The 20487-nt window shown below is 68.9% G+C and carries 20 protein-coding genes and 3 pseudogenes; 16 read left to right on the top strand and 7 right to left on the bottom strand.

The genetic code is table 11. The features are described from left to right. On the top strand, positions 1–506 hold a 506-nt coding region (locus E1281_RS40370), incomplete at its 5' end, for a hypothetical protein (protein ID WP_165959031.1). A 106-nt stretch (positions 507–612) separates the two neighbouring features. Here E1281_RS40370 and E1281_RS21450 read toward each other — a convergent pair. Together E1281_RS21450 and E1281_RS21445 are read right to left on the bottom strand one after the other, a co-directional pair. Further along, on the bottom strand, positions 613–1221 hold the full coding sequence (locus tag E1281_RS21450) for a maleylpyruvate isomerase family mycothiol-dependent enzyme (RefSeq protein ID WP_131880927.1): 609 nt from the start codon (positions 1219–1221) through the stop codon (positions 613–615). Between the two features lie 68 nt (positions 1222–1289). Continuing rightward, positions 1290–2273: an RNA polymerase subunit sigma-70 gene (locus E1281_RS21445; RefSeq protein ID WP_243717207.1), complete on the bottom strand. Its 984-nt coding sequence runs from the start codon at positions 2271–2273 to the stop codon at positions 1290–1292. 240 nt (positions 2274–2513) lie between these two features. On the opposite strand from E1281_RS21445, the gene E1281_RS21440 reads away from it, so the two are divergent. The 4 genes from E1281_RS21440 to E1281_RS21425 all read left to right on the top strand — a co-directional run bounded on the left by E1281_RS21440 (position 2514) and on the right by E1281_RS21425 (position 5557). Next, complete coding sequence (locus tag E1281_RS21440; RefSeq protein ID WP_131880925.1) at positions 2514–2948, top strand: hypothetical protein; 435 nt, start codon at positions 2514–2516, stop codon at positions 2946–2948. A gap of 179 nt (positions 2949–3127) precedes the next feature. Continuing rightward, the gene (locus E1281_RS21435; RefSeq protein ID WP_131880923.1) at positions 3128–3598 is read left to right on the top strand and encodes a hypothetical protein; all 471 of its coding nucleotides are present in this window, start codon (positions 3128–3130) and stop codon (positions 3596–3598) included. Positions 3599–3659: 61 nt separating this feature from the next. Beyond that, positions 3660–4661, top strand: coding sequence for a sigma-70 family RNA polymerase sigma factor (locus E1281_RS21430; protein WP_131880922.1), 1002 nt, complete (start codon positions 3660–3662; stop codon positions 4659–4661). A gap of 59 nt (positions 4662–4720) precedes the next feature. Beyond that, the gene (locus E1281_RS21425; protein ID WP_131880920.1) at positions 4721–5557 is read left to right on the top strand and encodes a nuclear transport factor 2 family protein; all 837 of its coding nucleotides are present in this window, start codon (positions 4721–4723) and stop codon (positions 5555–5557) included. Between the two features lie 242 nt (positions 5558–5799). Here the strand turns inward: E1281_RS21425 and E1281_RS21420 are convergent, their stop codons facing one another. After that, entirely contained in the window at positions 5800–6399 is a 600-nt protein-coding gene (locus E1281_RS21420; RefSeq protein WP_131880918.1) for a TetR/AcrR family transcriptional regulator, read from the bottom strand. A gap of 83 nt (positions 6400–6482) precedes the next feature. On the opposite strand from E1281_RS21420, the gene E1281_RS21415 reads away from it, so the two are divergent. Together E1281_RS21415 and E1281_RS42845 are read left to right on the top strand one after the other, a co-directional pair. Next, on the top strand, positions 6483–6920 hold the full coding sequence (locus E1281_RS21415) for a nuclear transport factor 2 family protein (RefSeq protein ID WP_131880916.1): 438 nt from the start codon (positions 6483–6485) through the stop codon (positions 6918–6920). Continuing rightward, a complete protein-coding gene (locus E1281_RS42845) occupies positions 6917–7228 on the top strand; it encodes a heavy-metal-associated domain-containing protein (protein ID WP_131880914.1) in 312 nt (103 codons plus the stop codon). Before E1281_RS21415 ends, E1281_RS42845 begins: the two co-directional genes overlap by 4 nt. 86 nt (positions 7229–7314) lie before the next feature. On the opposite strand, the gene E1281_RS21405 is transcribed toward E1281_RS42845, so the two are convergent. Next, a complete protein-coding gene (locus tag E1281_RS21405) occupies positions 7315–7539 on the bottom strand; it encodes a hypothetical protein (RefSeq protein WP_165959030.1) in 225 nt (74 codons plus the stop codon). Between the two features lie 297 nt (positions 7540–7836). Between E1281_RS21405 and E1281_RS21400 the strand changes: the two genes are divergently transcribed. Then, entirely contained in the window at positions 7837–8349 is a 513-nt protein-coding gene (locus tag E1281_RS21400) for a hypothetical protein (protein ID WP_131880910.1), read from the top strand. Then, positions 8313–8903: a hypothetical protein gene (locus tag E1281_RS21395; protein WP_131880908.1), complete on the top strand. Its 591-nt coding sequence runs from the start codon at positions 8313–8315 to the stop codon at positions 8901–8903. Before E1281_RS21400 ends, E1281_RS21395 begins: the two co-directional genes overlap by 37 nt. Before the next feature lie 69 nt (positions 8904–8972). On the opposite strand, the gene E1281_RS21390 is transcribed toward E1281_RS21395, so the two are convergent. Next, positions 8973–9845 (bottom strand): DUF3320 domain-containing protein, encoded by an 873-nt coding sequence (locus E1281_RS21390; protein ID WP_207943410.1) that lies wholly within the window; start codon positions 9843–9845, stop codon positions 8973–8975. Between the two features lie 393 nt (positions 9846–10238). Between E1281_RS21390 and E1281_RS21385 the strand changes: the two genes are divergently transcribed. From E1281_RS21385 to E1281_RS21370, 4 genes and pseudogenes are all read left to right on the top strand, one after another. After that, complete coding sequence (locus E1281_RS21385) at positions 10239–11261, top strand: serine/threonine-protein kinase (RefSeq protein WP_131880905.1); 1023 nt, start codon at positions 10239–10241, stop codon at positions 11259–11261. 61 nt (positions 11262–11322) lie between these two features. Continuing rightward, positions 11323–14100 carry a DEAD/DEAH box helicase gene (locus E1281_RS21380; protein ID WP_243717205.1) on the top strand — a complete coding sequence of 926 codons (2778 nt, stop codon included), beginning with the start codon at positions 11323–11325 and terminating at the stop codon, positions 14098–14100. Positions 14101–14867: 767 nt separating this feature from the next. Then, positions 14868–14996, top strand: a pseudogene (locus tag E1281_RS42015) (IS5/IS1182 family transposase); the annotation flags it as partial. A gap of 308 nt (positions 14997–15304) precedes the next feature. Further along, positions 15305–16057 (top strand): annotated as a pseudogene (locus E1281_RS21370) (transposase family protein); the annotation flags it as partial. Positions 16058–16483: 426 nt separating this feature from the next. Here E1281_RS21370 and E1281_RS21365 read toward each other — a convergent pair. Beyond that, entirely contained in the window at positions 16484–17731 is a 1248-nt protein-coding gene (locus tag E1281_RS21365; protein ID WP_131880901.1) for an HNH endonuclease signature motif containing protein, read from the bottom strand. 406 nt (positions 17732–18137) lie between these two features. On the opposite strand from E1281_RS21365, the gene E1281_RS21360 reads away from it, so the two are divergent. After that, positions 18138–18908 (top strand): transposase family protein, encoded by a 771-nt coding sequence (locus E1281_RS21360; RefSeq protein WP_131880899.1) that lies wholly within the window; start codon positions 18138–18140, stop codon positions 18906–18908. A gap of 12 nt (positions 18909–18920) precedes the next feature. Beyond that, a complete protein-coding gene (locus E1281_RS42640; RefSeq protein ID WP_279433637.1) occupies positions 18921–19043 on the top strand; it encodes a hypothetical protein in 123 nt (40 codons plus the stop codon). 337 nt (positions 19044–19380) lie between these two features. On the opposite strand, the pseudogene E1281_RS42010 reads toward E1281_RS42640, so the two are convergent. Beyond that, positions 19381–19710 (bottom strand): annotated as a pseudogene (locus tag E1281_RS42010) (transposase); the annotation flags it as partial. 241 nt (positions 19711–19951) lie between these two features. Here E1281_RS42010 and E1281_RS21350 point away from each other — a divergent pair. Then, on the top strand, positions 19952–20155 hold the full coding sequence (locus E1281_RS21350) for a hypothetical protein (RefSeq protein ID WP_131880897.1): 204 nt from the start codon (positions 19952–19954) through the stop codon (positions 20153–20155). The last annotated feature ends 332 nt before the right edge of the window (positions 20156–20487 follow it).

Raw genomic sequence — 20487 nt, 5'->3', positions numbered from 1 at the left:
CTTTCCCGCCCGCCGCGGCGCCGCCGCGCGCCCGCAGGACGTGGCCGGTCTGGATCGGCGTGGGAGCGGCGGGCCTCGCGGGCACGCTGGCCATCGGCCTGCTCATCGCGTCGCGCCAGTCGTCCGGCACCACCGGCTCGTCGCCGTCGGCGAGCGTCGCCGCCGAAGGGGCTCCGTCGGTCGAGCGGTGCGAGCCGGAGGGCCGGAAGGTCACCGACCCGCGGGGCCGCGTGTTCGAGACGTGGTCCTGCCGGACGATCCGGCAGGGGCCGCTCTTCCTCGAACGGGCGCCCGGGACGACCGTCGGCTACCTGAGGTCGTCCAGCAACTGGTTCGTGTGCCAGGCGAGGGGGGCGCAGAACCCGGAGGGGACCGGGTCGACCTGGCTCTATACCCAGGGCGACGACCGCTTCGAGAACGACGGCTGGGGCTGGTTCCCGGCCTCCTCGGTCTCGGCGACGTGGGGGGACGGCCCCGTCCCCGGCATGCCGCCCTGCACGTTCTGACCTTCGTGCACGCAGATGACCGCCGGGGCGTCGTGGTGCTCCGGCGCCGTTCAGTCGCGGACGTCCGCCGTCCGGCGATGCCACCCGCGCCCGCATGACGCCGATGTCAACGGTCCGTACCCCGGCTCTGATCGAGGGGGCGCCGCCCCGTGACCACGAGGAGTATCTCCTTGGAGGTCATCGCTACGGCGGGTCCCTCCCCGACGACCGCGTCGGAGTCGGTGGCGGTCAGCTTCCTTCCGCCGAGGTCGACCCCGAAGTACTTCAGTTGCCGGGCCGTGTTCGACGCCAGGACCAAGGCAAGGCGCTCGGCCGGTGGGGAGGGGAGGCCGAGCGGTTCGGTGATGTCCAGACCATGGATGACGTCGTGGCTGAGGGCTCCGGCCTGCCCGCCGCCGGGCGGCCGCCAGGGATGGTCGATGTTGCGCCGGAGAAGGTCGAGGAGCTCGGCCTCGCTCAGAGCGTGAGCCGCCGACCGGGCATCCCGGTCGGCGTACCTGTTGAACGAGAACCCGGCCCGGGCCAGGCCCGCCATCACCCCGATCGGCCTGGTCCGGAACGGCATCGTGACGTGGGCGACCACCTCACGGACCCGCCAGCCGTCGCACAGGGACGGCGCGTCCCACGACTCCGGCGCGAGGTCGCCGAGCAGGCCGGCCAGCCGCTCCCGCTCTGCCCGGGTCTCGCTGGTCAGGTGGGCCGGGGTTGCTTCCATCGGTCGGTCCTTCCGCGTCGTCAGGGTGTTCACCGACTTGTACGACGCGGTGGGCGAGAACTCGTCGGTCACACGGCGACCGGCTCACCGTCCCGCAGGGACGCGGGAAGCCCGAACTCGGCGAACCTGTGCCGCGTGCCGAGGAACGTCACCAGCCGGGTGATCCGTTCGTCTCGCATGTCGACCGATACGAGCGCGAACGGGCGCAGGACGCCGTCGTCGCCGGGCCGGTACTGCCCGAACCCCGGCGCGCCGTTGATGCGGCACGGTACCAGCCGCGCGCCCGCGCAGGAGTCGCTGGTCCCGATGGCCGCGGCGATCGCCTGCCCGCCTTCCAGCCGCCACGGGAACGGCGGCATCGAGGCCACCGCGTCCTCGCGGATCACCGCGGTCAGCCCGGCGACGTCATGGGACTCGAAAGCGGTCACGTACCGGCGCAGCAGGTCACGCTGACCGGCGTCCTCGGGGTCGTAGAGGTCGGAGGGGTCGGGCCGGTGGGCGTCCAGCGAGGCCCGTGCACGCCGCAACGCGCTGTTGACCGCGGGAACCGTGGTGCCGAGGATCTCGGCGGTCTCCTGGGCGGTGAACACCAGGACGTCCCGCAGCACCAGGACGGCCCGCTGGCGAGGAGCGAGGTGCTGGAGCGCCGCGACGAACGCCAGCCGGACCGACTCCCGCCCCAGGACCACTTCACCGAGATCCCTGCCTTCCGTCAGGCGCGAGTCGGGCATCGGCTCCACCCACGCCTCCGGAGGAAGCGGCGCACCGAGGTCCGGACTCTGCGCGGCCGCCGCGCCCACGTCCATCACCAGGGCCCGGCGCTTCGCCGCCCGGAGCATGTCGACGCAGACATTGGTGGCGATCCGATGGACCCATGTGCTCAGCCGCGCTCTGCCCGGGTCGTACTGGTCCCGCCTGGCCGCCGCCCGGATCAGGGTCTCCTGAACCGCGTCGTCCGTGTCGGCGGCAGAGCCGAGGAGCCGGTAGCAGTAACCGGTCAGCGGAACACGCAGCGCCTCCAGCCCCTCGACCGCCACCTCGCGCACGCTCACGCCCCCTCAATAACACGTCCACCCGAAGGTTAGTCGTCCGCCGAACCGACCGCCCGCTCCGGCGTTCGTGCGGGGCTGACACGCCGGACGGCCCCTCCAGAACCCGTGCCGCCTGGCCGAGTGCGCGCCGCTCGGTACGGTAAGACCCCAGCGCCCGTATTCGAAGTACGGGCCCGGCACAAACAACCCCGGTGCTCGTGGTGAAGCACGAGCGCGTTTACACACAAACCAGGAGTAATCATGCGCAACCGCGTGAAGCGCTACGTGGTCCTCGGCTTGCTCGCCATCGGCCTCAGCACTCTCGTCGGCGTTCTCCTCGGAGGTGCCATCGGGGCGCTGGACTACGCCGTGTTCATCGGCGGGCTGGACCACCGCTACGGCCGGATCCCGGCCGGGTTCACCGGCTCCGACGTCATCGCCCACTGGATTCGCGACGGCGCCGGCGACGGGCTCATCCTCGGCGCCATCGGCGGTTACCTCGGTGCCTGCGTCGGTGCCGCGTTCGGCGCCGGCTTCATCAGGAACAACACCGCGCTCGTCATGCCCGCCGGCGCCGTCCTCGGCATCGGTATCGGCTTCGGGGTCGTCGCCCCCGCCGGTGTCTCCGCTCTCATCCTCGGCGCCTGCATCCTCGCCGTGACCGTGGCCGTCGGCGCTCGCGTCATCGACCGCTGACCCCACCGGAGGGGCCTGGCACGCCAGGCCGCTCACCAGCAGCAGGGGCCTGGCACGCCAGGCCCCTGTTCTCTTGTGCCGGTACTTGCGCTGGTTCACCGCGTCCATGTCCGGTGGCATGATGGCGAGATCTTCGTCCGCTTGCCGTCGAGTGGTGTTCGACAGTATGGGAGCCAGGTATGCCGCAGGACTGGCCGGACTTCTCCGCCCGGCTCGGCCGCGTGCTGGCCGAACTCGCCCCCGGTGAACGTTCGGTCATATTGATCATCATGGACTCGGCCGAGCCGGGGTGCATGGTGCAGTACATCTGCGGCGGCGACGGCGGCGGGACGTGGGCCGAGGTGGCGAGCAACAAGTCCCTTCCGAAGCACCGCCGGCTCTCCAAGGACGATGAGCAGCGCCTGCGTTCCACCGGGTGGGACAAGCCCAGCGGCGGGAGGTGGTCCCCCGTGCGGCTGCCGAACTGGTCCACGGACCGCTTCAGCGACCCCGAGGCCGACCACGGCGTGCTCGCCGACATGAGCGTCACCGCCCTCCGGGACGTCCTGCGGATAGCCTCACCGGCCGGCCTCATGTACGACGCGTTCGACCAGGAGACCGGCGAACCGGTGACTCTGGGCGCCCTGGGCGTGGCCCGCGAACCCCGCTGACGCGCGGCCGTATCGCCGCGTCCTCCGCAACCGCTGAAACGCGGGCGGTACCGTGCACGGCATGGACGAGGGGGAGCGGCCTGCCGAAGCCGAACTGCTGCTAGCGGCCCGCGACGGGGACCGGGAGGCGTTCGGGCGACTGGTCGAGCCGTTCCGGGACGAGCTGCGGGCGCACTGCTACCGGATGCTCGCCTCTGTCCACGACGCCGAGGACGCCGTCCAGGACACCCTCGACCGGGCCTGGCGGGGGCTGGGCGGATACGAGGACCGGGGATCGATCCGGCCCTGGCTCTACAAGATCGCGACGAACCGGGCGCTGACGCTGATCGAACGGCGCGGGCGGCGGGAACTGCCCACCGACATGAGCCCGGAGGGCGCGCCGGCGGTCGAGGCGGCCTGGGTGGAGCCGTATCCCGGCCGGTGGATGGCCTGGACGGACGACCTCGACCCGGAGGCCCGCGTCCTCGCACGCGAGAGCGTGGAGATCGCGTTCGTCGCCGCCTTGCAGCACCTCTCGGCCTCGCAGCGGGCCGCTCTGCTCCTCTGCGACGTGCTCGGATACCCCGCCCGCGAGGCCGCCGAGGTGCTGGAGACGACGCCGGCCGCGGTCAACAGCGCGTTGCAGCGGGCGCGGAAGGCCGTCCCCGGAGTCAGCCAGCAGCGCACGCTGGAGGCGATCGGGGAGGCCGCGCAGCGGGAGCTGGTCCGCCGGTACATGGCGGCCTGGGAGGCGCAGGACGTCGACTCCATCGTGGCGATGCTCGCCGAGGACGCCAAGTACTCGATGCCGCCCCTGGCCGCCTGGTACGAGGGACATGCGGGCATCCGCGCGTTCCTGGTCGAGGGCCCGCTCCGCGACCGCTGGCGTTTCGTGCCGGCGCAGGCGAACGGGCAACTGGCCTTCGGCACCTACATGTGGGACGACGCCAGAGCGGTGCACCTCCCGGCGGGACTGGACCTGCTCGTGCTGCGCGACACCAGGATCGCCGAAGTCGTGTCCTTCCTGGACGCCGATTTCTCAGAATTCGGCCTCCCCATGGAATGGCCCGGCTCGCCGCGATGATTTCGCGGCCCGGCCCGGGTTGTAGTCCCGACGGACGAACCGAGCCGGAAGGACACGCCATGCAGACCGACCACGAGCAGATCCGCGCCCTGATCGACCGCTGGGCGAAGGCGGTGCACATCGGCGACATGGAAAGGGTCCTCCAGGACCACGCCGAGGACATCGTCATGTTCGACGTCCCACCGCCGTACGAGGGAGTGCGCGGCCTGGACGCCTACCGCCGGACGTGGCCGCCGTTCTTCGAGTGGCAGGCGCAGGGCGCCAGCTTCGACATCGAGTCGCTGGACGTCGTCGCAGGCGATGACGTCGCCTTCGCCTACGCACTGCTGCGCTGCGGCACCAAGGACGAGTTCGCGGCCGACCCTGACAACCGCCTGCGCCTGACCCTCGGCCTGCGCAAGGAGGACGGCCGCTGGGTCGTCGTCCACGAGCACCATTCGTTCCCCCACGTCTCTCCGGAGCCGGCCGCGTCCGGGGAGGAGGAGGTGCGCCGGTTGCACGAGGACTGGTCCCGGGCCACCGCGGCGAAGGACCTGGACGCCCTGATGGCCGGTATCGCCGACGATGTGGTCTCCTACGAGCACGAGGAGCCGCTGCAGTACACCGGCGTCCAAGCCGTGCGGGAGGCCTGCGCCCGCAACCTGGACGCGGCCGGTGACACCCAGGTCAGCTTGGACCTCCCCGATCTCACGATCCTGGTGCGAGACGACCTCGCGGTGACATGGGGCCTCAATCACGTGCAGGTCACAGAGCCCGGCGGCCCCACGGTCGACAGCCGGTCACGCGGCACCCGGGTGTTCCAGCGCAGGGACGGCGCATGGCTGATGATCCACCAGCACGTCTCCCTCCCCTACGACCCGTCCACCGGCGAAGCTAAGCCCAACCGGCGCCCATGAGAGCACGGAGCGGGGCCCAAGCCTCCTCCGCGGCTGCGGTCGGGCGCTCAGCCGTCTCACCCGCTGACCGGGCGGCATCCTCTGAGCGTGACTTGGTGCGCCCGGGGGCGAGGCGGCGAGCAAGATCAATACCTGTGACCGGACGTTCCCTCACCCCTGAGCGAGCAGTGTCCTCTGCCTCGACCCGCTTCGGCGGCCCCACCGACTACGCCGTCCTCGGCACCACCCTCCCGGTCCGCTGATCATCCGCGTGTGCCGTGCCCGGATCCGCCCAGGACGCGTAGCAGGGTGATCCGGAGAGCGCGGTCGGCCTCCGCGGGCGGGACCCGGCCGGCGTCCGGTTCCTCGCTCGCGGCGTGGGCGAGTTTGACGGTGACGGCGACCAGCCAGTCGATCGGGAGCCGATCGTCGAATTCCCCCGCCTCCCTACCGCGCAGGATCACCTGCCTGATTCGCGCGGCGACGGGGGCGTGCTGTTCGTGCTCGGTCTGCGGACTCACCGGCAGTGCGCTGACCTGCTGCAACAGGACGGGGTATCGGCGGGCCACCCGCTCGCTCGCGTCCAGCAGGCGAAGGAGGGCATCGGACGCCGGTCCGGAATCGAGATCGGCTCCGTCGATCGCGGCGACGAACTCTTCGCTGATCCGGTCCACCACGGCCAGCAGCAGTTGCTCCCGGGAGGCGAAGTGGGCGTAGACGGTCTGGCGGGTCACGCCCGCGGCGTGGGCGATCGTTCCCAGGCCGGCATCGGGCCGGGTCTCAAGGATCTGGACGGCGGCGTCGAGGACTGCGGCCCTGCTGCGCTGGGCGTCGGCGCGGCGGTTGCGGGCGGAAGGAGACAACTCTTACACCTTGTCAAAATTACTGCCACGTGGATATCTTACAGCGTGTAATAGATCGTAGGTCCACGGCCGACGGAGGTGCCATGCGTCCACTGGACGACTCCGACCCGAAACAGTTCATCGCCGACTACCTCACCTCGTTCAACGACGAGTTGGCGCACGGCGACGACGATCCCGCGCTGGTCATCGACCGCTATCACACCCCGGACATCGTCCAGATCGCCGACGGGCGACGGTGGGACCGCGAGAAGCTGATCGCGCACGCCCGGCCTTTGCGCAAGAACCGGCCCACAAGCCGGGTGGAGGTGCACGAGGCCATCGCGGACGGTGACCGGATCGCCGCCTGCTACACCATGCGCGTCAAGATTCGCGGCAAGGACCTCACGTTCGAGTTCGGCCTCTTCGGGCGGTTCGCCCCGGACGGCCGGATGTGCCATGCCTACATGTTCGCCCGAGAGGTCCCCGCCGACTCGCCCCAGCCCGGACACAGCGAATCCGACGGAAAGCAGGCACCGGCGTGACCGAGAGCACCTACGGCGTCATCGGCATGTCATGCGGACACTGCGCGAGCTTCGTCACCGAGGAGATCGAGCGCATCCCCGGTGTCACCGCCGTAGCGATCGACGTCGACAGCGGCAGGGTCTCGGTCACCAGCGACAGGGACCTCAGCCTCACGACCGTGCGCGCCGCGGTCGAGGAAGCGGGGTACGAACTCGCCGCCACAGCACCGCCCGCGCGGCCCGGGATGGACGTTGGATCGTCACCCGTGTCGGGCGTCCTCTCGCCCTCAGCAGGCGGAGGCCCGCCACGACAGGCGGCGGGGTCGTGATCAACGTCCGGCGCGCCCTGGGTGGTGACCAGGTCGCTGAGACGCCGAAGACGTTGGACTTGCTGACCGGCTGGTCCGCAGGGACGTCAGTCGAGCCGCGACGTGGCTTTCGCGGCCCAGTCGAGGACGGCTTCGCGCCGCACCTCGTCCTGGCGGATAACCTCCGTGGCCGCCCGCTGGAGTTCGATCTCGGCCCGGGCCTGGAGGAGCCAGGACGGCGGGGCCTCGGCCGGCTCCCGCAGCGCGGCGACGTTGATGTGCGGACCGTAGTGCGGGAGATGCTTAGCCGAGATCACCAAGCTCTTCGCCAAGAGTGAGCATATGCTGACTTTCCGGTAAGAACTGCCCCAGCTGCCCCCGCCGCCGGGGCTATCGTTCACGCGTGCCCCGCCAGTTGCAGGCCCCCGAGCAGCCTCGGTCTCAGCCTTCCGCCCTCAGCGGCGCTTCCCCTCGGGCCTGTGCGCCGCCGACGAACCCGTCCCCCCGCAAAGATCTGAGCTCGTAGACCAGACCGCCGGTGTGGCCTAACGGCCGTCCCCGGATGAGTTCGGCCGCGGCTCAAGCGCCTGCGGCCCGGCCGCTCGACAATGACGACGAAGGGCCTGCGCATGTCCGACGACGATCTCGAATACACCTTCAGAGACGCGGTCCGCCACGGTGGCGTCGTCCTCAAGACAGGAGTCGTAGCGATCGTCGTCGTCCTCGTCCTCGCCGTCATGTACGTGTTCGGCTGGGGCTTCTTCTCCAAGACCACGGCGCCGTGGCGCGGCGCGGCCGAGCAGCGGGAACTGGTCGAGGGCAGCGGGGACTACCGGATCGCCGCGTACGACCACTTCTTTGACCTGTGCGCCCAGGTGCAGTCCGACGAGGCGTCGCTGAGGAATCTGCGTCGCGAACTGGCGTCGGAACCGAAGCCCACCGAAGAACGCGCCCTGCAGATCAACGCGTCGATCACGGCGCTGGAGAACAACCGGGCCGCGAACATCAACCAGTACAACGCGGATGCCGCGAAGAAGCACACCGAGGGTCAGTTCCGGAGTTCGGGACTGCCGTCCCGCCTCAGTCCGAGCACCAAGGAGACATCGTGCACGTCGAGTTCACCATCACCCGCGCGGACCTGAGGCGCTTCCTCGTCCTGCTGGCCCTCGCGGGCGTGGCCATGGCCGTCCTCGCCGGCTGCACGGAAGGCGCCGACGACAAGGAGCAGGACCGGACCTCGGGCGGGTACTCACGACTGGTGGCGCAGCAGCCGAGCCAGACCATGGGCTACTCGCCGACCCGGAACACGGCCAACTACTGGATCAAGACCTGGAGCAAGCCCGGCAAGCTGAGCTACGTCTACCTGCAGAACGGTGACGGCGACCTGCTCGGCTACTACGTGTTCAAGGGCCTGCCGGTGCCCTACTGCGTCAGCCTCACGCCCCCGGACAAGGTCAGCGGCACCAGTGACGCCGGTGTCGTGCGCAAGGCCCCGGCCGTCGACGGCGTGTACTACGGCCAGGGCGACTGCAGCCGCTACTACGGCATCGACGCGACGACCAACTCCTACGTCGAGTACACGGCCGGGCTGGGAATCAACGTGCTGCTCTACGACCAGCCGCTGCCGAACCGCCCCAACGTCAAGCCCCTCGGCCACACCCGCCTCGACGAGGAAGGCAAGCCCGTCAAGGAATAACCCACTACCGGGCGGCGCTGCTCCGCCACCCGGTCGGATACACCGCGTCCCGGCAGGCGTGGGAGCCGCTCAGCTCAGGACGATGCGGTCCGGTAGGCCGTTGATCCGGCCCTCCTCCTGGAGTTTCAGCAAGTCCTGCTCGAATGCGCGGGCGATGTCCGAGCCGCGGCGGTTCCAGCCGAAGAAGCGGGCCGTGTGGGTGGTCAGCTCGGTCTCGGTCATGCCGGGGGATTCGGCGATGATCTCGAGCAGGGCCATCCGCCGCTCCGCGGGCGGTACCTCGGCGACCTTCCTGGCCACTCCATCCCCGGGCTCGCGCGGGACGACCAGGCGGTCTCGCAGGGTGATGGTGTCGCCGTCCTGTTCGACGTCGCGGTCGGCCCTGAGCAGGCCGCCGAGGGCCCTGTCCAGGTTGGCGCGAATGCGCGAGCCGATCCGTTCGATGCCCCATACCGTCGACGCCCTGCGGTAGAGGAGTTCGCGTTGAACGGGCGCCTCGGCTTCGAGGGTCTCGCGGAAGAGCCGCTGGAGCAGGCCGAGTGATTCCGGCTCGTGCATCTCGTAGTAGTAGAGGTGCCCTTCCAGATGTGCCCGGCGGTAGGGGGCGGCCCACTCGCGTGGCTGCCCGTCGTCGGCGGATTCCATGGTCACCCGGGGCGGCTCGGCCGCGGAGGGCGGCTCGGGGACGACCACGATCGGGCCTTCATCGTCGTCGGGTTCGGGCTCCTCGGCCATCGCGGCGATGGAAGATTCGACGGCTTCCCGCAGTCGCCCCTCCGCTTCGGGGCGGTTGCGGTACCAGTCGGTGCCCCAGATGCGGTGCAGCTCCCAGCCGAGCCCGCGCAGCACTTCCTCCCGCAGGCGGTCGCGGTCCCTCGCGGCCTTGGACGAGTGGTACATCGCCCCGTCGCAATCGATGCCCAGCGCGAACCGCCCCGGCATGGCGAAATGACTCGTCGAATCCCGGTCGTTCCAGGAGGTGGTGCCGTGAATCCGAACGACGACATCCCAAGACGTTCCGGCGCCGCCCCGGTTGACCGGAGACTGTGTCCGAATTCGGCCAGGCGTGTCAAGCGCCACGCAAGGCATCGCGGCCCGAGGCGCGCTGACCAGGGCCCTCCACCCCTGGCGTCCCTTCAACCTGGGGCAATGCCGAGTCAAGAGGTGCGCTCACCCGCTGCGCCCCGAAGAAACCATCCGGGACGCCGCACCGTCACCGCCCGGCGACTGGCGGGTAACGGCGCCGCCGCCTCGCGCGCCCGCCTATCCTGGCTGCCCGGCCGGTCGTCCGGCCGGACACCCCTGGTCAGTGCCGTCCTGGGAAGGCGGGTGCCGATGAAGCCGCTCGAACCGTCCGATCCCCGGACGATCGGCGGCATCGAGCTGCACGGCAGGCTCGGCCAGGGCGGCATGGGCGTCGTCTACTTCGGCGTGACCCCGGACGCGGAGCAGGTCGCGGTCAAGGTGATCCGGGACGCCCTGGCCGGCCAGGACGACATCCGCGAACGGTTCGACCGTGAGGTGCTCGCGATGGGCATGGTCCAGGGTCCGCGCATCGCCGGTCTCGTGGCCGCATCCGAACCCGGTGCCGACAGGCCGTGGCTGGCCATGGAGTACGTCCGCGGCGAGACGCTCAAGGACTACCTGGCGGGGCACCCCGCGCTCACCGCCGAGATGGGTGCGGCGCTGGGCGTGATGCTCGCGGAGGCGCTCACCGACATCCACGCCGCCCGGATCCTGCACCGCGACCTCAAACCCGGCAACATCCTGCTCGGCCCGGACGGCGCGAAGGTCATCGACTTCGGCCTCGTCGACCTGGTGGAGGCGGAGGAGAGCCTCACCCGGACGGGCATGCGCCTCGGCACGCCCGTGTTCATGCCGCCCGAGCAGGTCGAGTCGGCCAAGGATCTCACGCCGGCGGCCGACGTGTACTCGACGGGCGCCACGCTGCTCTACGCGCTGACCAAGAACCACCCGTACGGGCACAAGAACGAGCACGCCCTGTACTTCGCGATCGCGAACCCCGACAAGGGGCCGGACGTGTCGGGCCTGCCCGCGTCACTGGCGCCGGTGATCGAGGCGATGCTGGCGCACGCCCCGGAGTCCCGGCCGACCCCGGCGGACGCGTCCGCCGAGTTCCGCGGCGTCCTGGACGCCGCCGGGCTGTCGGTCCGTGACGCCCGCGTCCATTTCGCGACGCTCACCTACGTCGAGCGGCCTGACGACCCGCCGTCCGACATCGAGCCGCCCCGGCGCCCCGCCCGTTCGCGACATCGGGAGCGTTCGGCGCCCCGCCCGGTCGTCGCCTCGCTCGCGGACCGGCTGGCCCTCGCCTACGCGCCAAGCGCGAGACTCTGACCGTCCGCCCGCGCCGCCGCCACCCCCAGCCCTCTGAACGACCCCGTAAGGAGCCCGCCGAGTGACCTCCTCCGCAGACACCGAGACCCCGTACGCGCCGGGTGCGCGCATCGAGGTCCGCGACGCGGAGTGGATGGTGCGCACCTGCACCCCCACGCCCCGCGACGGCAACAAGATCACAGCCGTCGGGGTCTCGGAGTTCGTGCGGGACGAGGACGCGGTGTTCTTCACCAGGATCGACGACGTCGTCCAGCTCCGTCCCGAGGACACCCAGCTCGTCGCCGACACGTCCTCGGCGTTCGCGCGCAGCCGCCTCTACCTGGAGTCGGTGCTGCGCCGCACACCGCTGCCGCAGTCCGAGCGCGGCCTGGCGCTGGCCGACCGTTTCCTCCTCGACCCGCTCCTCTACCAGCAGCGCCCGGCCGAGCTGGCACTCAAGGGTTTGCGCCCCCGCATCCTCCTCGCCGACGTCGTCGGCCTCGGCAAGACGCTCGAAATCGGTCTGATCCTGGCGGAGCTGATCCGCAGGGGACGCGGCGAGCGCATCCTCGTCGTGACGCCGCAGCAGGTCCTGGAGCAGTTCCAGCACGAGCTGTGGACGCGGTTCGCGATCCCGCTCGTCCGGCTCGACTCGGTCGGCATCGAGCGGATCCAGCGCGACATCCCCGCCGGCCGCAATCCGTTCCTGTACTACAAACGCGTCATCATCTCCGGTGACACCCTCAAGAACCAGGGAAAGTACGGGCAGCACCTGGAGAACATGCATTGGGACGCCGTCGTCATCGACGAGTCCCACAACGTCATCAACAAGGACACCCTCAACAACAAGCTGGCCCGCCTCCTCTCCAAGCACACCGACGCGCTGCTGCTGGCGAGCGCGACCCCGCACAACGGCGACCCCGAGTCGTTCGCCGAGCTGATCGGGCTGCTCGACCCGGCCGCCATCGCGAACCCGAAGCAGTACTCGGCGTCCGACATCGACCACCTCTACATCCGCCGGACGAAGATCAGCGACGAGGTCCGCGACCGGATCCGCGGCCGGTGGCCCGACCGCGGCCCGTCGATCTCGCTGCGCACTCCTGCCACGGCCAAGGAAGAGGCGATCTTCGCCGAACTGGCCGAGGTCTGGCTGCCCGGCCCGGACCGCACCGGCGGCTCGGTGGTCGACAGAGACCGCCGCCTCGTCCCCTACACGCTCGCGAAGGCGTTCCTGTCGTCGCACGTCGCTCTCGGTGCGACGGTCGCCAAGCGGCTGAAGAACGCCACCGAGCCGCGCGAGACCGAGGCGCTCAACAACCTGGCCTTCCTCGTCGAGCAGATGGGCGACGCCGACTCCGCCAAGCTCAGGGCACTCGTGGACGATTTGAAGAACATCGGCGTGAAGGCCAAGGGCCCGGTGCGCGCCGTCGTGTTCTCCGAGAGCATCCCGACCCTCGAATGGCTGGCCCGGACCGTCCCCGCGGAACTGGGACTCGCCTCCGACCAGGTGCAGATCATGCACGGCGGCTTCTCCGACCAGCGCCAGCAGGAGATCGTCGAGGCCTTTTCCCTTGCCGACAGCAAGGTCCGGCTGCTGTTCACCGGGGACGTGGCGTCCGAGGGCGTGAACCTGCACCGCCAGTGCCACCACATGATCCACTACGACCTGCCGTGGAGCCTGATCCGGATCGAGCAGCGCAACGGCCGCATCGACCGCTACGGGCAGGAGCACGAGCCGCAGTTCCGCGCGATCGTCCTGACCTCGGAGACCGAGGGCGCGCTGGACGACACGACCGTGGCCGAGAAGCTGCTGAGGCGCGAGGAAGACGCCCACCGCAACATCGGCACGGCAGAAGCGGTCACCCGCGAGTTCACGGCGAAGAAGGAAGAGGACCGCCTCATCAAGGACCTCCTCAAGGGCAAGTCGGTCGAGGAGTCCCTCGCGGAGGCGCCGCCCGTCGACTTCATGGCCGAACTGTTCGGCGCGGTGGAGCAGGGCGAGGCGCGTGCGGAGGTCAGGCGCGCCCGCGTCCCGAAGCTGTTCGGGTCGACGGAGGAGTTCGTCCGGGAGGCGCTGCGCACCGTCTGCCCCGGCCTGCGCGTCGATGACGACGGCGGCCTGCTCGCCTTCGCGCCACCCCCGGATCTGATTCACCGCCTGTCAGCGCTGCCGACTTCCTACCTGCGCACCCACAAGATCACCGAGCGGATGAAGGTCACCTTCGACCACGACCTCGCGCAGCGCAAGCTGGACGAGGCCCGCCGCACCAAGACCATGTGGCCGGACATCGCCTACCTGTCCGATCTCCATCCGATGGTCGAGTGGCTGGTGGACAAGGTGCAGGTGCAGCTCGTCCGGCGGCAGGCGCCCGTCATCACCGCCAAGGTGGACGAGCCGACGTTCCTCGTCCAGGGCATCTACTCCAACGCGCTCGGTCAGCCGACGGTGGTCGACTGGATGGCGATCAGCGGCCTGCCCGGCGCGCCGGTCGTCCGCGACATGACCGAGGTCCTCACCGAGGCCGGGGTCGGCCCCACGATGATCAACACCAGCCGGGCACCCGACATCGAAGGACTCACTCCCCTCATCGAGCCCGCGATCCGCGCCGCGCGCCGCCACCTGGACGAGCAGCGCGACCGCCACGACGACGAGGTGGCGCGGCCCCTCCGGGAGTACGACGGGCAGCTCGAACTGTGGGAGCGCGAGAGCTTGAAGAGCCTGGACGGCACGTCGCACGGCGCGAAGAAGCGGGGGCAAGTGAACGACACCGTCGCCGACCAGAAGCGGTTGCTCCAGAGCATGGAGACGACGGGGGAGCCGCTGCTGCGCATCCTCGCCGTCCTTGAGGGGGACGCATGACCTACGACTCGATCGTCAACCGCGGCGACTACTTCTCGGCCCACTACCTGGCCGAGGTCCTCCCCAAGGACCTGAAGAAGAAGGACGGGCTGCTCGCCCGCTGGGCCGAGGCCGAGAAGGACGGGCAGCCGACCCCGCGCACCGGCCTGCGCGGCCTCAAGCGCAGCTACTTCAAGGACCGTCCCGCCTTCGCCGACGCCCTGGAGACCGTCCGCGAGGGCAAGGACATCCCGAAGATCGAGGAGTGGAAGAAGTCCCTCCACGAGCTGCATGGCGACATCCTCCGCGCCTTGGGCTTCACCGCCGAGCCGCGCGTGCTGACGGTCGAGCGGTCGGACAAGCAGTACGAGGTCGCCGTCGCGCACGCCGAGCCGGCCGACCGTCCCAGCGTCATCGCGATCGAATGCGGATGGGCCCCGGACGTCGACGCCGCCCTCGACATCACCGACGCCGGACGGCTCCTCACCCCCGTCGAACTCGACCACCCGCACATGCTCCGGACGGGGGACAAACTCGCGTCCTGGCTGTTCGCCGCCGACGAGCCGCCCCGCTACGTGCTGATCCTCGCGGGCGGCGTGGTCATCCTGGCCGACCGGATGACCTGGGGTGAGGGACGGTACCTCGCCGTCAGCCTGGACATCGCGCTCGGCCGCAGCACCGCCGCGTCCAGCGAGATCGAGACGATCGCGGCCCTGTTCAGCGCCGACTCGCTGCTGCCGCCCGAGGAAGGCGGCGCCGAACCCCTCGCCGAACTGCTCTCCGGCTCCCGCGCCGTCGGTGAACGCGGCGCCGCCACCCTCAAGCAATGGCACATCCTGCGCAAGGCCCGCTGCTCACCCAGCCGCCTGACCACAGTGGTCCAGGCGATCCTCACCCTCGAATACCGGAGCCGATGAGGGTGGAATCACCTCAGTGGTTGTATTCGGGTTCCCAAAGTGTGCAGAGCAGCGATCCGCCTTCGGTGTTCCGAAAGACAGGACGGAACTCGTAGAGGTTGCTTCCTACATGAATCCACTCGCCCTGAGTGCAGGAACCACCCGCCCATGCAGGTGCAGTTGGACTCACAGTGAACCCATTTCATCCTGTGGCGGCGGGCCGCTGGTCACAGCATGATCGCGATGCGTCGGTTGGGGCATGACGTAGAGAGACCCCTGGTAGACGGGTTGATCACCACAATCACGTCGCCTGAACCAGAGGTCTCAACGTGCTGTTCTACCGCGCTGCCCTGGATTTGTCGCGTTCAACGCTGAACTACGTCGCCGGGCTGATCCGCCGGCGGCGAAAGGCGATCGGGTCGACCTGGCGGCTGCTCAACCCCGGACAGCAGGCCCTCCTCGTGCTGGCCTACCTGCGTAAGGACGAGACATTCGCCGAGATCAGCGCCGGGTTCGGTGTGTCTGCGACCACCGCTTGGAGGTACGTGCAGGAGACCGTCATGCTGCTGTCGGCCCGCTCACCCAAGCTCGCGCAGGCCCTGCGGAAGGCCGGCCGGGACGAGTTGACCCATCTGGTGCTGGACGGGACGCTCATCTGCACCGACCGGGTCCGGGCCGACCGCCCGTACTTCTCCGGCAAGCATCGGGTGCACGGGATGAACGTGCAGGTGATCGCCGGTCCGGACGGGACGATCCTGTGGACCTCGGGGGCGCTTCCCGGCAAGGTCCACGACCTGACCGCCGCTCGCGTGTGGGGCATCCTGCGGGAGTTGGAGAAAGCAGGCATCCTCACTCTGGCCGACAAGGCCTACCAAGGCGCCGAAACGTCGGTCGTGATCACGCCCTACAAGGGCAAGGACAAGCCCGAGTCGCAGAAGCAGGCCAACCGGTCGCACGCCAAGTTCCGCGGGCCGGGCGAACGGGCGAATGCGCAGCTCAAGTCATGGCGGATCCTGCGCAAGCTGCGCTGCAGCCCGAGCAAGGCCGGCCACATCGTCAAGGCCATCGCCGTCCTACAGAACCACCGCGTCGCCCAGGCAAGCCCGAGGATGAAATGGGTTCACTGGTCGTGCTCATCCGGGACGACTCTCGGCTGGAACATGAGCTGCGGCCCTTGCCACCTTCGCCTCCGGCGCACCATAACAATCCTCTGGGCGTCGCGGCGTTGAGCATGTTACGGAGGGGGTGTGGAGGACGACCTGATCGTCCCGATGGACGATTTTCCGCCCGGGAGTGGGCGATGCCGTCGCAGAGCTTCGACTGGGATGGGCGAGCCTCAAGGACGGTCACGCCGAGGCGGAGCACGTCGCCGGGATAAGCTCGCACGGGCCAGCGGAGCTCGCCCACGCCGGACGAGGCGTGTTGGCGAGGCGGGCAGGAAAGTCGGCGGCAGCCGCATCATGATCGAGCCGGTGTTGCGCGTTGATGCCGCGCGTTGATTCCGTGGTCTACGCGGCCCAGCTGAATTTACTCGGCGGACCGGTGGCGTTGACCGTCGCACCATCCGGGGGCGGCAGGACGTGGTAGACGTAGCGCCCGTCAGCATTTCGGGCGATTTGGATCTGCTCCGCGTTGCTGTGCTTAAAGCGATTGTGCCACCCGCAGGCCAAAGTAAGCTGGTCGATCTCGGTGGGGCTGCGCCCAAGCGCCCACCCCTTGATGTGGTCGACTTCGCACAACGTGCCTGGGACTTCGCAGCCCTGAACCGCACACGTGGGATAGAGGGCCTCCAGCACCTGGCGCTGACCAGGGCTGGCGAACCGTTCCCGGCGCCCGAGGTAGAGCGGCACATGCCCGCGTCCCAGCAGCAACGGCGAGACCCCGGCGGACAAGGCAATGCGTCGGGCCTGCTCGGCGGGGATCGGGGTCCCGTCGATCAACCGCGCCGGGGCAGCACCACCGGTCAGGGTATCCAGATTGCAAATGACAGTGACCTTGGTGGCCTTGTGTCCACCCGACAATACCGACGACAGCGCCGCTGCCGTCCGCTCAGACAAATCCCGGCGATCATCTGTCCCGGCCGGCTTGGCCAGCGGGCCCAGCGTCCCGTCCCAGATCGCGGCGTCCTCGGGGTTCAGCCAACCCTTCACATACCGTCCACCGTCCAGCGATCGGGTGAAGTCGATCGAGGAGCGCTCATACCCACGCCGCGAATGAGCATCAGCCGCTTCAGTCCCGTCGCGTTCGGCGATGACGTCACGGATACGGCGCCCGAAAGAGGCGACCTTCCCGGCCGAGAAGTCTTGATCGACCATGCCGAGAAGAATCTCCTCGGCCGCGGCGCAATCCTCGTCGGAGAGCCGGGCGACCGCGCTCGCAATCGTGGCCGCGTACCCGTACGAGAGCGCACCTGATGCCCACCGGCCGGTCACCTCGGACAGCCGGTGGCGCTGACGCGCCATGATAAGCCGTTCTTTGACGCGGGCATCACGCATACCCAGCCGGTTGCGCATCCAAGACTGCGTCGACGGGAATCCCCACCGCTGAACCTCCCTACCGCTGTCCACCACACCGATGAGTCCGGCGAGGACGGCCTCCTGCTTGTCGGTAGCGGCGGCGAGGCTCTCGGTGAGTTGCAAGCACGCCGCCGCGCATTCAGGGGCGGCACGCTCGGCGAGTTCGGTGGCTATTCTCGAGATGGCGTCCACCAACTCCATGGTGGACGCCTCATCGAGGCCCATCATCATCGAACTCATGTACGAATGTTAACGCGTTCGAGGCGGCCTTGAGACCGCGAGCCTCCAAGATTCCGCGTTACATTATTCTCGCTCGGCAGATAGTCTGGCGATCGACGGGCGCACCAAAAGTGCAAATCTCCCATCACACTCTTATCGCGCTTGACTGACGATCAAGTGGCACGTTGAACAGAGAGCCAACGGATTCTGTCCGACGAAAGTCACGTTCCAGCGTTCACCCCGCAGAGCTACGCCGCGGCAAACTCAAATCACATATCGAACCCAATCCACTGAACGTTTTCCACCAGCGTCTGTGGGTGGGTGATCACAGCATGATCGCGGGCGGTGTGGCGGGCCCTGAAACATGAAGAAGCCCTGGTAGGACGGGTGATCTCTCACAACCCACCGCCCCCACCAGAGGCTCCACATGCTTTTCTATCGTTCTTCGCTGCCGTTGTCGCGTCAGACCCTGCAGTACGTGACCGGCGTCGTCGGCCGCCACCGCAAACAGACCGGTAGCAAGGGCCGGGCCCTGCCGCCGGGCACGCAGGCACTGATGACCTTGGCCTACCTGAAGAACGGGGAGACCTTCGCCCAACTCGGCGCCGGATTCGGGGTCGGCACCACCACCGCGTGGCGCTACGTCAACGAGACGGTGACACTGCTATCGGCCCGATCACCCACACTCAGCCGGGCGCTGGCCAAAGCCTGCAAGGACGGCCTGCTCTACCTGGTGCTGGACGGCACGCTCATCGCCATCGACCGAGTGAAGGCCGACCGGCCGTTCTATTCGGGCAAACACAAGAAACACGGCATGAACCTACAGGTCATTGCCACACCGGACGGAACCATCCTGTGGGTGTCGGGGTCGCTTCCCGGCTCGGTCCACGACCTCAAGGCCGCCAGGATCTGGGGCCTGGTCCGCGCACTGGCCGCCGCCGGGATCCTGGTCTTCGCCGACAAGGGCTACGTCGGCGCCGACCCGCACGTCACGACGCCCTACAAGGGCAAGGACAAGCCCGAGCCGCTCAAGGACGCCAACCGCTCCCACGCCAAGCTCCGCGGACCAGGCGAACGAGCCAACGCCCAGCTCAAGAGCTGGAAGATCCTGACCAAGCTACGTTGCTGCCCCCACCGCGCCGGTCACCTGGCCAAGGCCATCCACGTCCTCCAGAACCGCGAGCTCAACGCACGTTGAAAAAGGTTCACTGTGTTCATCACGCCTGAGGTCGCCGTGGTCCACGCACGGCAACGTTCTGCTAACGCGGATGGGCAACTCGCCGTCGTTGAGAAGGATCCGATGGAAAGCATCCTGCAGATGACGCTGACCTGAGACGCTCAGGGTCGATGGCGTATCCGAGCCGCTCAGAACACGCCAGTCACCGCGCCGCCTATGAAGTCCGACGGTAGTCATTAGGGACGCTGTTCCTTCCGATATAGCCTCACGATCTCCCTGCCCGGTTGTAGCGGTTGCTGCGGCGGCTTTCGGTTGCCCGGGGTGTTGCGGGTTCGTTGTGCAGCGCGCTGTTCGTGGCATCAGTCGGCGCGGGGTCTGTCGTCGACGAGCCGATGCCTTCGTCTTTCGTGATCAACGGAGGGCCCGCGCCGGAGCGGAGGAATAGTCGATACCTGTGGATCGGGTCTTTCGTGTCAGTGGAGTTGGCCGGGGGCGGCAAGACCGTAGAGGAGAACCGCTGCCGCTCCCCCGTGGCCGGGTCGATGCGCTTGTCGTTGACGCGCGGGGTCTTCACCTTGATCGGCCCCGCCTGGGTGAAGACCGCGTGCGGCTGGTGCGAGCCGTTGCGCACGACCAGACGACGACCCTGCTCGCTGCGCTCGTCGATGAACCGGGCGACGTAGGCGTCGACCTCGGCTGGCAGCGCCTCGGCCAGCATCCGGCGGGCGCCCTCCCGGACGATCTCGTCGATCAGCGATACGGACGGCGCCGCGTTTCCCGCATGGCTGCCACCGTCCTCAGAATCGGACACCACGGTGAGCATGGGTGCGGCTTCCTGAGACCGACGTTGGCCCGTTCGCCTGCGTGAGCCTCAACAGATCACCGGGAAGGTACACCCCGTCCCGGCCGATCCACAGGTCTCAAGCATTGCTCGCCGGAGCGTGCGGTGGGGGCGCCGGTCACTGGGGGGCCGCGGGCCGTGGAGCGTGCTCAGTGCGCCGGTGAACGGTGGTCGCGGCCGCCGTCCGTGGAGAGTCGAGCGCACGGACTGCGACGATCTGGGGGTGAGCGCGGAGTTCGAGCGTCTTGATGAGCTGATCGTCAACGGCGAGGTGATCAGCGCGTTGATCTGGGTCAGACGGGCGTTCGACTGCAGCCTCAAAGAGGCCATCGAGTTCTTCGACGTCCGGTACCAGAAGCTGCGCAAGACACGGCCGGACGACTTCACCAAGGGACCGGAAGAGTACGGCCGGGGCGTCTACACCTGAAACCCCTCACGTCTGCTCCGAAGAGCGTAGGCCGTGCCCCAGCCGAGCCCCGTCCGCCAGAGGCGGTGTTCTCGTGTGGGCGGGGAGCCGGTGTGGGGCAGTGGTCCGGCTGGTGACGTTGGGGCCTTTGGTGTGTTTGTCCAGGGCATGGAGGCTACGCTCGCTCCCAGTGCGGCGGGTGTAAGCGCTAGCTCGAGGAAGTGGTCATGGAGACATCCCACGCGGTTAAGTTGTCAAGCGGCTGCGGCCAGGCGGGTGGGGAAGGCGGTGTGTTCGGTGTAGAGCTGCCGGTGTTGGAGGCAGTGGTGCAGGCAGCCGAGCATGCGGTTGAA

Origin of the sequence: Actinomadura sp. KC345 (assembly GCF_004348515.1) — a bacterium.
GTDB lineage: Bacteria > Actinomycetota > Actinomycetes > Streptosporangiales > Streptosporangiaceae > Spirillospora.
This window is presented reverse-complemented; position numbering and strand designations above follow the sequence as displayed.